The sequence below is a fragment of the Neorhizobium sp. SHOUNA12A genome (assembly GCF_023006505.1).
In the GTDB taxonomy this organism is placed as follows: Bacteria; Pseudomonadota; Alphaproteobacteria; order Rhizobiales; family Rhizobiaceae; genus Neorhizobium.
Map to the genome: position 1 here is coordinate 1 of NZ_JALBGV010000130.1, position 11,838 is coordinate 11,838.

General features: G+C 63.0%; 14 protein-coding genes and 1 riboswitch. Of the genes, 8 read left to right on the forward strand and 6 right to left on the reverse strand.

Annotated elements, in window-relative coordinates; all coding sequences use genetic code 11:
- The coding region (locus MOV63_RS30510; protein WP_247039406.1) for an MFS transporter at positions 1-1,117 on the forward strand (1,117 nt) is incomplete at its 5' end.
- A 218-nt stretch (positions 1,118-1,335) separates the two neighbouring features.
- On the opposite strand, the gene MOV63_RS30515 is transcribed toward MOV63_RS30510, so the two are convergent.
- Positions 1,336-1,539 (reverse strand): hypothetical protein, encoded by a 204-nt coding sequence (locus MOV63_RS30515; protein ID WP_157885278.1) that lies wholly within the window; start codon positions 1,537-1,539, stop codon positions 1,336-1,338.
- Positions 1,540-1,761: 222 nt separating this feature from the next.
- Here MOV63_RS30515 and MOV63_RS30520 point away from each other — a divergent pair, with 222 nt between their 5' ends.
- From MOV63_RS30520 to MOV63_RS30540, 5 genes are all read left to right on the forward strand, one after another.
- Positions 1,762-2,217 (forward strand): MarR family winged helix-turn-helix transcriptional regulator, encoded by a 456-nt coding sequence (locus MOV63_RS30520; RefSeq protein WP_247039409.1) that lies wholly within the window; start codon positions 1,762-1,764, stop codon positions 2,215-2,217.
- 393 nt (positions 2,218-2,610) lie between these two features.
- Positions 2,611-2,940 (forward strand): DUF6665 family protein, encoded by a 330-nt coding sequence (locus MOV63_RS30525; protein ID WP_247039411.1) that lies wholly within the window; start codon positions 2,611-2,613, stop codon positions 2,938-2,940.
- 91 nt (positions 2,941-3,031) lie between these two features.
- Positions 3,032-3,802, forward strand: a complete 771-nt coding sequence (locus tag MOV63_RS30530) for a gamma-glutamyl-gamma-aminobutyrate hydrolase family protein (RefSeq protein ID WP_247039412.1) — start codon at positions 3,032-3,034, stop codon at positions 3,800-3,802.
- Positions 3,803-3,872: 70 nt separating this feature from the next.
- Complete coding sequence (locus tag MOV63_RS30535) at positions 3,873-4,622, forward strand: DUF6683 family protein (protein ID WP_247039414.1); 750 nt, start codon at positions 3,873-3,875, stop codon at positions 4,620-4,622.
- 259 nt (positions 4,623-4,881) lie between these two features.
- Positions 4,882-5,688, forward strand: coding sequence for a class I SAM-dependent methyltransferase (locus tag MOV63_RS30540; RefSeq protein WP_247039416.1), 807 nt, complete (start codon positions 4,882-4,884; stop codon positions 5,686-5,688).
- Positions 5,689-5,766: 78 nt separating this feature from the next.
- Here MOV63_RS30540 and MOV63_RS30545 read toward each other — a convergent pair whose 3' ends face one another.
- Both MOV63_RS30545 and MOV63_RS30550 read right to left on the reverse strand, forming a co-directional pair.
- Complete coding sequence (locus tag MOV63_RS30545) at positions 5,767-5,994, reverse strand: hypothetical protein (RefSeq protein WP_040124026.1); 228 nt, start codon at positions 5,992-5,994, stop codon at positions 5,767-5,769.
- A gap of 10 nt (positions 5,995-6,004) precedes the next feature.
- Entirely contained in the window at positions 6,005-6,187 is a 183-nt protein-coding gene (locus MOV63_RS30550; protein ID WP_247039417.1) for a hypothetical protein, read from the reverse strand.
- 145 nt (positions 6,188-6,332) lie between these two features.
- Between MOV63_RS30550 and MOV63_RS30555 the strand changes: the two genes are divergently transcribed.
- Positions 6,333-8,027, forward strand: a complete 1,695-nt coding sequence (locus MOV63_RS30555) for an alpha-glucosidase (RefSeq protein ID WP_258719350.1) — start codon at positions 6,333-6,335, stop codon at positions 8,025-8,027.
- Positions 8,028-8,037: 10 nt separating this feature from the next.
- Here MOV63_RS30555 and MOV63_RS30560 read toward each other — a convergent pair whose 3' ends face one another.
- From MOV63_RS30560 to MOV63_RS30570, 3 genes are all read right to left on the reverse strand, one after another.
- Positions 8,038-8,373 carry a type II toxin-antitoxin system RelE/ParE family toxin gene (locus MOV63_RS30560; protein ID WP_247039418.1) on the reverse strand — a complete coding sequence of 112 codons (336 nt, stop codon included), beginning with the start codon at positions 8,371-8,373 and terminating at the stop codon, positions 8,038-8,040.
- Positions 8,336-8,611 carry a type II toxin-antitoxin system ParD family antitoxin gene (locus MOV63_RS30565; protein ID WP_105435155.1) on the reverse strand — a complete coding sequence of 92 codons (276 nt, stop codon included), beginning with the start codon at positions 8,609-8,611 and terminating at the stop codon, positions 8,336-8,338. Before MOV63_RS30565 ends, MOV63_RS30560 begins: the two co-directional genes overlap by 38 nt.
- A gap of 73 nt (positions 8,612-8,684) precedes the next feature.
- On the reverse strand, positions 8,685-11,033 hold the full coding sequence (locus tag MOV63_RS30570) for a heavy metal translocating P-type ATPase (RefSeq protein ID WP_247039419.1): 2,349 nt from the start codon (positions 11,031-11,033) through the stop codon (positions 8,685-8,687).
- 113 nt (positions 11,034-11,146) lie between these two features.
- A riboswitch (TPP riboswitch) is annotated at positions 11,147-11,242 on the forward strand.
- A 38-nt stretch (positions 11,243-11,280) separates the two neighbouring features.
- Here MOV63_RS30570 and MOV63_RS30575 point away from each other — a divergent pair.
- Positions 11,281-11,838 (forward strand): hydroxyethylthiazole kinase (locus MOV63_RS30575; RefSeq protein WP_247039420.1); only part of this gene is annotated, 558 nt, incomplete at its 3' end.

Here is an 11,838-nt window from a genome sequence, read left to right on the forward strand (position 1 = left end):
CCTGCAGGGGTTCGGCGGCGCCTTGATGCTGCCGACGGCACGGCTGATCCTGGTGCGCTCGGTGCCGCGCGAGGAACTGGTGTCCGCCATGGTGCTGATGAGCATGCCGGCCGTGGTCGGCCCGGCGATCGGGCCGCTGCTCGGCGGCTTCATCACCGGCGTCAGTTCATGGCACTGGATCTTCTGGATCAACCTGCCCGTCGGCATCGTGGCGATCATCCTGACGCTGGCGCTGATCGACAATATCCCGCCGACCGAACGCACCTCTTTCGATTTTCCGGGCTTCGTCTTCACCGGCGCCGGCATCGGTGCGGTCATTTTCGGCTTCGATTCCTTCGCCCGCGGCATGAATTCGAGTGCGCTGGTCCTGGCTGTGGTCGGCTTCTCGCTGCTCGGCCTTTACATCCGCCATGCGCGCAACACGCCGAACGCGATCCTCGACCTGAAACTCTTCCGGTATCCGACTTTCCGCTCCAGCGTCACCGGCGGTTCGCTGTTCAGGATCAGCATGGGCGCCCTGCCCTTCATGCTGCCGCTGCTGATGCAGGAGGTTTTCCACTACACGCCGCTGCAATCCGGCGCGATCACCTTCGTATCGACGATCGGCGCCTTCGGCATGCGAACCATGACGAGACGCATCCTGCGCCATTTCGGCTTCCGAAACGTGCTCTTGTGGAACGCGCTGATCGCCAGCGTGTCGATGGCGCTGCTGGCCACGTTCACGCCCGCCACGGCGCCGGCCATCATGGTCGCCATCATCCTGCTCGGCGGCTTTTTCAGGGCCTTGCAGTTCACATCGCTGAACACGCTGACGTTTGCTGAAACAGAAGACTCGGAGATGAGCCACGCGACATCGCTGTCGCAGATGGCGCAGCGCATCGCCCAGAGCACCGGCGTTGCGATGTCGGCCATGCTCTTGCACTATTTTTCCGGCGGCTCCGGGACGCTCACCAACTTTGCCTTCGCGATGTCCTTCGTCATCATCGCGATCATTTCCGCATCCTCATGCTTCTCGTTCTTCCGCCTGTCCGAGACGGCGGGCGACGTGCTTTCGGGCCGGAACAAGAAGGTCAAGGAAGAGCCGATCGCCGCCGAACAGGCCGACGCGGCGGAGTAAGAGGCCGCCGAGGTAAAAACGGACATCGCTTGTGTTAAAGCTCGCCGACATATGCCGGCGAGCCCTCCGCGGCTGCGACCCCGTTTTGTGATCGGTTGCAGCCGACGTGAGCAGACGCGCGAACGAGCCCTCGGCCAGGCAGTCCAGCTAGGACGCGCGGGCGGGCGGTTCGCGGAAACGCAATCGTTCTCTCTTCGATCGTTCAGCCCGCGAGCGGACTATTGGACGAGGGAGGCGGCGTTTCGTGTCGTTGGAGCTTTGGTCGGCTTTGCGTCGACCGGAACGATATCGACGACCTCGGAGAGCAGGAACTGCTTCGGAGAACCACAGATGGTCGCGTAGACGATCCGGTCTAATATTTTCAGGCTTTCGGACACGAATGTCCTTTGGTCGCCATTGTCGAGCACCGATACAACGTACATGTTGATCCCATAGAGGTTAGGCGCGCAGGTCATTCGCGCACCGACATTTCTAAGCCAACCATGGTTAACGCGACGTTAATGATGGAGGGCGCGCCGTGCCTAAGTAAGCCTTTCGACTATCTCTCTCCGAAACCAGCGCCTTACATTGCATCTCTTGAAAGGCACCGGCCGACATGCCACGTCTCGCACCAGAAACTTTATCCCGTAAACGTCAAGCTCGCGATGAAACCTGATCCGATCGCATCCGAATTCTTCGAAGCGCTGACCAAGGTCAGCCGCAAGATCCGTACTGCCTTCAACCAGCAGGTCACGGCGCATGGGCTGACCTATCCGCGCGCCCGCGCCCTGTTCCGCCTTGCCAAGAAGCAGAACATGACGCAGAGCGAGCTTGCCTGCGAGCTGGAGCTCGAACAGGCGACCATGGTGCGCCTCCTCGACCGGATGGAGGAGAATGGCCTGATCGAACGCCGGCCGGACCCCAACGACCGCCGCGTCAAGCTTCTGTTCCTGACGGCCCATGGCCAGGAGCAGGCGGAACTCGTCCGCTCGATTGCCGACCGGATGCGCGAGCAGATCTTCAGCAACATCGACCCCGACCAGATGCATGGCGCCGTGGCGCTCTTCGAGCGCATCACCGCCAATATAAGCGAGCTGGAGGACATCGATATCCTCGCGTGAGGCGGGCGCGCCTGTTCGGTATTCTTGCCGCGGGGCGTTTTGTTGTCAGCCGACCGGATCTTTGCGCCGACGCGCATGAAACGGGTGGGCGCCACTCGCTTTCGGCCTGTAATGCTGCGGGCCTCATGAACACTCGAGCTCCAACATGGCGCCATTATCGGCACCGCACGCATCGCCGCCGGGCGTCGCAACAGTCTTCAATCCCAGCCCGTCGAAGCCCTGCGGCGGGGGAAACCGGCATTCGCCGTGGACTACGCCGAAAAGACCTGCGTGTTCGTCCGCTTCCCTGGCGAGGCGTCCTCCGGTGCACCACCATCCACACCACCCACCCCATTCCTCATTTGACGCGCCGCAGCAATCGGCTAACATTGGCGGAAATTCCAGGTATTTCCCATGAGCGTCCGCCCTCCCCATTCGTTCCATCAGCAAGGTTTCGCCAATACCGGCTTCAACGTCCTCGAATACGAGTTGATGTCCGAGCGCGCTTCCGCGCTGGGGCGGCAGGGGCTGAAGGTGGAGGAAGCGCTCGCCGCGTTGAATGCCTGGAACCCGGAGCGCGACAGCGAAGTGCTGCGGGAGAGGCTTCGCGACGATGCGGCGGATGCCGTCTGGGGACTGTTCATCCAGCGCGAAATCTGCGGTCTTCGGAACAATCGCGACATCATCAAGCGGTATGCGATTCCGAGCGAGGTGCTTGCGAGAGTGGGGGCAGTCCGCAAGTGAAATCCGTTCCACACCTGAAATTCGAAGTGAAATTTGAAATTGCCGGCAGGCCGCTGATCGAAGCGCTGCGGCTGAATGATGGATTTGAGCAATGTCCAGACCGGTGATCGGCGTGATCGGCAATACCCATAATGTCGAAAACCGCTTTTCCGCGCAGCTCGTGGGTGAGCAGAATCTCAGAGCGATCGCGGACGTTACCGGCGCCTTGCCGCTGATGTTTGCCGGCAATCCGAATATCACCGACATTCCGACTTTGCTCGACACCGTCGACGGCATCCTCCTGACCGGAGGCCGCGCCAATGTCCATCCGAGCCACTTCAACACCGAGCCGCACGCCCGCCACGAACCCTATGACCAGAACCGGGATGCGGTCGCCCTGCCGCTGATCAATGCCTGCGTTGCCGCCGGCATACCGGTCTTCGGCATCTGTCGCGGCTTTCAGGAAATGAACGTCGCGGCCGGCGGCTCGCTGCACCCGGAGATCCGCGAGCTGCCCGGCCGCATGAACCACCGCATGCCGCGCCTGGAAAACGGCGAAATCCACCCGGACCTGACCGTCGTCTTTGCCGACCGGCACGACGTCCGGCTGACCCCGGACGGCACGTTCGCGCGCCTGCTCGGCCGCGAGACGATCCGGGTCAATTCCCTCCACGGCCAGGGGATAGACGAGCTGGGAAACCGCATCGTCGTCGAAGGCGTGGCGGAAGACGGCACGATCGAGGCGATCCGGTTCAAGGAGGCGGAAGGGTTTGCGCTGGGCGTCCAGTGGCATGCGGAATACGACCCGCAGATCAATCCCATCAACCGCGCGCTGTTCGAGGCCTTTGGCGAAGCCGTCCGGGTACGCAGGAACGCCGGCTGATATCTGCCATTCGGCTTGCCGATACGAGCGCGGCGCATATAGTGCCCATCGTATTTCGGGGGATTCGGCGATGCGGGCAAACGCAAGGTATCTGGCAATTCTACTGGGGGGCCTTACCGTCCTTGGTGCCGGAAACGTCCCGGCACGGGCCGATTTTTCAGGACCGCTCAGTCCCGGCGCCTTCGAAGCGACGCTGAACATGGGGCCGATCGCCGAGACGCTGCGCCGGCAGATGCAGCGCAAGGGCAACCAGGGCCCGGCATCCGCCACCCCAGAGACCGCCCGGCCGGTGCGGCCGGACAGTTTCCGCTACGTCCCCTCGAAAGCCCGCCGCACGGCCAATCTCGCCGGCTTCGTCGCCAAGAGCCGGGCTGCAGATCCGAAGGGTGCGGACGACCTCGCCCAGCTGGTCGCCTCCCGCGACATCATCGAGGAGATGCGGGCGCCGCTCGCCAAATACGGGTTGCGGATCGACAACCTGGCCGACGCCTATACGGTCTGGTGGATCGGCGCGTGGCAGGCGACGCGCGGTTCGACCGACGATCCGAGCCAGGCGGCAACGGCTGCCGTCAAGCAGCAGGTGATGCGCACCATGGCTTCGGTTCCCGAATTCGCCAACGCCAATGACAGCCTCAAGCAGTCCATGTCGGAAGCCCTGTTCATGCAGGCGCTGCTGCTCGGGGTCGGGCTCGAACAGGCCAAGGGCAATGCCGCTCAGACCAAGGCAATCGGTCGTGCCGCCGCCGAAGGTGCACGCAGCATGGGGCTCGACCTCGCCTCGATGACGCTGACCGACGAAGGTTTCAAGCCGACGGACTGACCCGGCCCGGTATGAACTGACCCCCGAAAGTTGGACATCAACCTTCGGGGGGTCAGTTCAGTCGTCGCGGGCTTCGATGCCCCGATGATCTACGGCGGGCTCGATACGGTGGAGCCCTCGTCGGCGAGTTGACAGGTGTCAACAAAGTCTTAATGGCGCGGCCGGCCGGCGCCATCCTTTAACTCGCGTACCCCGTTCAGCCGTCTTGGCAACCGGAGAAACCAGGAATAGCCTTGGCTCCGGAAGCTTGGAGGGCGACATGACATCGAGTTTCAATGTCCGCAACGCGGGCGGTTACGAGCAACTGATGGGGCGCTGGAGCCAGAGGCTGGCACCCCAGCTGATCGATTTCGCTGGTCTTGAAGACGGAGAAAGGGTTCTCGACGTCGGCTGCGGCACCGGAAGCCTGACATTCGCACTGCCGAAGGCAGCCAATCTTTCCGAGATCGCGGCAATCGACTATTCGCCCGTCTTCGTCGAGGAGGCAATCCGCCGCAACACCGATCCGAGGATCAGGATCAGCCAGGCGGATGCCTGCGCGCTGCCCTTCGAGGACGGTTATTTCGACCGGGCGATGGCGCTTCTTGTCCTGCATTTCGTGCCCGAAGCGGACAGAGCCGTCGCCGAAATGCGGCGCGTGGTGCGGCCGGGCGGCGTGGTGGCTGCCACCGTCTGGGATCATCTCGGTGGCATGCCCGCCATGCGGATGATGTGGGACACGGTCTCGATGCTGGACGACAATGCCCGGCAGATGCGAAGCCACCATTTCTTCCAGCCGATGATGCAGCCGGGCGAGATGAAGGACAGCTTCATCCGCCAGGGCCTCGTCGATGTGGCTGAAGTCTCGCTGATGATCCGGATGGATTTTCAATCCTTCGACGACTACTGGGCGCCGATCGCCGCCGGCGAAGGACCGCTCGGCAAATATGTGGCCTCGCTCGACCCGGCGCTTCGGGCGAAAACCGACGCCGCGGTCAGGGCCGCCTACGAGGCGGGCAGGCCGGATGGTCCGCGCTCGTTCGTCTCCGTCGCCTGGGCCTGCCGGGGTGTGGTTCCCTCCGCCTGATCGCCGGACGCTGAAAGCACACCGTCCTCCCGGCATTGCCACCGGGAGAGCGCTCGTCGTCCAATCCGGTTCGACCAATCAATGCGTCGTGTTCGCCTGACCACCCTTCTTCTTCGCATCATGGGTATGGTGGCTGTCGCGTTCGCCGCCGCCGCCCGAAACGCGGCTGGTGGAACGCAGATCGTCATCGGCCGGCGGCTTCTTCACATCCAGCGGCACACCCTTTTTCGCATTGGGGGCATTTTCATGGGACGCGCCTGGCCCGCCCTGGCGAATGCTTGCGGGTGTCTTCTGCGATGTCGACATGATGAACTCCCTATCGGTCCTGCTGATAACCCTGATGGGTGGTGTTGACCTTGGTATTGCCTTGCTGGCCCTGCTTGCCGGGATCATTCGCCGCCTGAGGTTTGCCGCGCTTGATGTCGGACGTATGAGCCTGTTCGCCGGAGCCCTTATGGCTCAGGTTTTCCGGGGGCGTCGGGGGAAGTTTGCTGCTCATGAAGGGTCTCCTTTTCCTGCGGTTTCCCACTGGTCTAACCCGCAGCGAGTCACGATGTTCCATCAGACGAGTTGTTGCCGCCGGGGCGAGGAACCCCGTCCGCGCTCTCGCGTTCGAACAGGTTAAAGAGACAGGGAGGGCATCGATGAACGACCTTCAGGATCAGCTTGCCGCCGCGATCAAGCAGGCTGCATTGCCGATAGAACGCAAATGGTGGCACACCGCCACCGTCTACCAGGTCTACCCGCGCAGTTTCTGCGATCTCAACGGCGATGGCGTCGGCGATATTCCCGGCATCACCTCCAAGCTCGACTATCTGAAATCCCTCGGCATCGAGGTGATCTGGCTGTCGCCGATCTACAAGTCGCCGATGGACGACAACGGCTACGACATTTCCGATTACCAGGACATCGCCCCGGAATTCGGCACGCTTAGCGATTTCGACAGGCTGGTATCGGAGGCGAAAAGACGGAGTATCGGCATCGTCCTCGATCTCGTCGTCAACCACACGTCGGATGAACATCCGTGGTTCGTCGAGAGCCGCAAGGGTCCGGGCAACCCGTTCCGCGACTTCTATATCTGGCGCAAACCGGCCTCAGACGGCGGGCCGCCGAACAGCCTCAAATCCTCCTTCGGCGGGCCGGCCTGGACGCTCGATCCCTTGAGCGGCGAATATTACCTGCATCTGTTTTCGACCCGCCAGCCGGATCTCAACTGGGAAAACCCGGCGGTTCGGGCCGAGATCTACAAGATGATGAATTGGTGGCTGGAGCGCGGCATTGCCGGTTTCCGCATGGATGTCATCGACTATATCGGCAAGCAGGTGGACCAGGAGATCGTCCACGACGGCCCGCACCTGCACGACTACCTGCAGGAAATGAACCGCGAGACATTCGGCGGGCGCGATATCCTGACCGTCGGCGAGACCTGGAGCGCGACGCCCGGTTCGGCTCTCCTCTATTCTGGCCGCAACCGGCACGAACTGTCGATGGTCTTCCAGTTCGAGCACGTCACCCAGCAATGGGATGAGGTGTTCGGCAAATGGCGCTCGAAACCGTTCGACTTGGTGAAGCTGAAATCGGTGCTCGGCAAATGGCAATATGCGCTGTCCGACGACGGCTGGAACTCGCTGTTCTGGGGCAATCACGACCTGCCGCGGGCCGTCTCCAAATATGGCGATGCGACCGGCCATCCGGTGGAATCGGCCAAGATGCTGGCAACCGTGCTGCACCTGATGAAGGGCACGCCCTTCATCTATCAGGGCGAGGAGATCGGCATGACCAACGTGCCGTTCACCACGATCGAGCAGTATCGCGACATCGAGACGCTCAACATGCACCGCCTTCATATCGAGGCCGGTCTGTCGCCGGAGGAATTCATCAAGGGCGCCAACGAAAACGCCCGCGACAACGCCCGCACTCCGATGCAATGGAGCGCCGCGCCCTATGGCGGCTTTTCGACCGGCGTACCCTGGATCGAGGTCAATCCCAATTACCCGAAGATCAATGCGGAGGCGGAAATGACCGACGAGACGTCGATCTGGAACCACTACCGCAAGCTGATCGCACTGCGCAAAGCCCATGACGTGATCGTCTACGGCACATATCAGAGCTGGCTCGACAGCCATCCGGACGTCTTCGTCTACTCGCGAACGCTCGACGGGGAGCGGTTGGTGGTGGCGGCCAATTTCACGGCCAGAGACCTGACCGTCGAGCTGCCGGGAGAATTGCGGCTGTCGGGGCAAGGCCTGATTTCGAACTACGAATTGGTGGATGCGCTTGGCGAGAGCCTGACGCTGAAGCCCTATGAGGCTTTTGCGGTTCTGGCGCGAGCGGTTTGAAAAGCGCGCGTCACTGATCCGCGGACCAGTCAGAGGGAAAATCCATGCCCCGCGGAAGAATACGCAGGATATTGACCCTGTCCTGCTCGACGACGAACGCTATGGCGGCACTACGCTCAAACCCTATGACGCGTAGGCCCGGATGGATATGGTTCCGGACCGTGCCGCGCTGGGGAAATGCCGCGAGGCTCATGCAGGCCGCTTCAATTCGATCGATATAGTTTCCAGCGCGCTCATGCCCTGCCTCTTGGGCAATTCTCAGGTAGATCCACCGGAGGTCAGTGACGGCTGCCGGTCGAAACTCGACATTATGAACCACGCTTGTCGGCTTTCGCCTGGCTGGCATGGAATTCGCGAAGTTCCGCGAATACTTTGGCGGCCGGAATACTGGGGCGCGGATCGTCCATGGCTTCCTGAACCTTCAGGCGCATGATTTCGTCCAGGGCTTCCCTTTCCCGCTCAAGTGCGCGCAGAGCGGCGCGCACCGCCTCGCTGGCGGAATCATAGTCCCCCGATTCCACCATGGCATCGAGAACTTGCTGCTGTTTACCGAGTGTCAGGGTAATGGATTTGTTGGTGCGCATGTCAGCCTATCCTTTTACGCTGCCCTATTCTGCAACACGACAGTGTCTTGCGCAATCTCCCGCGGGCTGGAGCCTAGCTCCTCACCCGCAGCAGCCGCAACGCATTGATCGTCACCAGCACCGTCGCCCCGGTGTCCGCAAGGATCGCCGGCCACAATCCGGTGATGCCGATGATGGTGGTCACCAGGAAAACGGCCTTCAGGCCGAGCGCGATCGAGATGTTCTGATGGATGTTGCGCATCGTCCGCTTCGACAGTTCGATCATCGCAGCTATGTCGCCGACCCGGCCGTGCAGCGTTGCGGCATCGGCGGTTTCCAGTGCCACGTCGGTTCCGCCGCCCATCGCGATGCCGACATCGGCGGCAGCGAGTGCCGGGGCGTCGTTGATGCCGTCGCCGACCTTGCCGACCACGTAGCCCTCGCTTTTCAGCTCGCCGACGATGCGGCTCTTGTCTTCCGGCATCAGCTCGGCACGTACCTCGATGCCGAGATCCTTGCCGATCGCGGTCGCGGTGCGGGCATTGTCGCCGGTCAGCATCACGGTCCTGACGCCGGCATCGGTTAGCGCCTTGAGACCCGCCCTGGCGTCGGGACGCGGTTCGTCGCGCATGGCGACAGCACCGGCAAGGACCCCGCCAACGATCAGCACCGAAACAGTCTTGCCCTCGTCGTTGAGGCCGGTGATCCGGCGGGAATGTGCCATCGGCAGCGACACGAGCTCGGCGGCGGCCTTGGGCGAACCGAGGAAAACTTCCTCACCTTCGACCACGGCCGTGACGCCCTTGCCGCCGAGCGCCCTGGCATCCGTCGCAGTCGGGATTTCGACCTCGTCATCGGCAGCCTTGGCAAGGATCGCGACGGCGAGCGGATGGCTGGAGCCGGTTTCGAGCGCGGCGGCAAAGCGCAGCACGTCTTCGGCATTGCGGCCGAAGGCGATGACATCGGTCACCTGGGGCCTCCCGGCCGTCAACGTGCCGGTCTTGTCGAGCGCGACGGCGGTGATCTTGCCGAGCGTTTCCAGCACCGCGCCACCCTTCATCAGCAGGCCGCGGCGGGCGCCTGACGACAGCGATGCGGCAATTGCAGCCGGCGTCGAGATGACCAGCGCACAGGGGCAACCGATCAGCAGGATCGCCAGGCCCTTATAGACCCACTCGCTCCAGGACGCACCGGCAACGAGCGGCGGCAGGATGGCGACCAGTGCGGCAACCGCGACGACACCCGGCGTGTAATACCGCGAGAAACGGTCGATGAAGCGCTCGGTCGGGGCCTTGCTCTCCTGCGCCTCCTCGACCAACCGCACCACGCGGGCAATCGTATTGTCCTCGGCAGCCGCGGTGACGCGAACCCGCAGAGCGGCATCGCCGTTGATCGTGCCGGCAAAAACCGCGTCGTCGATGCCCTTGGCGACGGGCGTGCTTTCGCCCGTCACCGGCGCTTCGTCGATCGCGCTCTCGCCGGCGATGATGACGCCGTCCGCCGAAATGCGGTCGCCGGGGCGCACGAGGATGGTCGCGCCGACGGCAAGGCTCTCGGCCGGCACTTCGCGGGTCTGGCCGTTTTCTTCGAGCAGCGCGTTTTTCGGCACCAGCGCCGTCAGGCTCTGGATGCTTTGGCGCGCCTTGCCGGCCGCGACCCCTTCCAGCAATTCGCCGATCAGGAAGAGGAAAACCACGGCGGCGGCCTCTTCCGACGCATTGATGACAACGGCGCCGACGGCGGCGATCGTCATCAGCATCTCGATCGAAAACGGCGTGCCAGCGAGTGCTGCCATGATGGCGCGGCGGGCGATCGGCACGAGGCCGATCAGCATTGCGGCGGTGAAGATATAGGTGTCATAGGCCGGGAGGAGATGGCCGATCCCGTAAGCCACCGCCAACGCAATGCCGACCAGGATGGTCAGGCGGCCCTTGGCGGATTTCCACCACGGCCCATCCATCGGCCCGTGATCATGGCCGTGCAGGCTTTCGATTTCTGTGGTGGCGTGGTCGTTATGGGAATGATCGTGCCCACCGTCGTGGCTATGTTGGCCGTGACCGGCCTCCCCCTCATCCGACCGCTCCGCGGCCACCTTCTCCCCGCTGGGGAGAAGAAGACTTGCCGCTCCGTCTCCGTCCTCCTCTCCCCTTGGGGAGAGGTCCGCCGAGCGAAGCGGAGGTGGGGTGAGGGGGCCATTCGCTCCAACCTTTGCCGGCGCCTTCTGCCCCAGCGCCCTGAGCGAATACCCAAGCCCCGCGACCTTCTTCTCGATCGCGCCGAGATCGCCGGTCCCGTCATGCTTCACCGTCAACGTGCCTGAAGCCACCGAAACGGACACGTCCTCGACGCCCGGCATGCGGCGCACCGCGGTGTCGATCTTCGTCGCGCAGCTGGCGCAATCCATGCCGCCAACCTTGTATCGTGCCTGTGTCGTCGCGTTCATCGTGTCTTTCCCGTTGGATCGAGCCCCGTCTCTACAACCTCTAGCAACTAGAGCTGCAAGGCCCAAAATCAGAAAAAATCACTGGCGAAGCGCATTATCTTTGCTGTAAGCCATGGTGAAGACAGGGGCGTCCGGCAAAACCGGGCTGAGAAGCACCCTTAGAACCTGAACCAGATCATGCTGGCGGAGGGAGTCGTCCGGGCGTTCAACATTGCGCCCCGCGCCTGCCCCGCCGAACGAGGCAGACATGCAGACGACAATGCCCCTTGGGACCCTTGCAGAGACCCCCGGCCAGCTGTTGACCGCGATGCGCGAAAAAAATCCGCTCGTTCAGAACATCACCAATTTCGTGGCGATGAATATCGCCGCCAATGTGATGCTTGCGGCCGGCGCCTCGCCCGCCATGGTGCACACCAAGGAAGAAGCCGGCGAATTCGCCCGCATCGCGGCGGCCCTGACGGTCAATATCGGCACCCTGTCGCCGGATTTCCTGGCCGGCATGAAGGCAGCGGCCGCCTCCGCCACGGAAGCTGGCAAGCCATGGGTGCTCGATCCTGTCGCCCATTACGCCACCGCCTATCGCCGCGCCGCACTCGCCGAGCTGATGGAGCTGCGGCCCACGATCATTCGCGGCAACGCCTCGGAAATCATCGCGCTGGCCGGCAGCCAGTCGAGCGGCCATGGCGTCGACAGCGGCGACAGCGTTGCAGCGGCCGAAAGCTCGGCCATTGCCATCGCCAGGCAGCAGGCCTGTGTGGTGGCTGTTACCGGCGAGGTGGATTTCGTCACCGACGGCCGGCGTTCG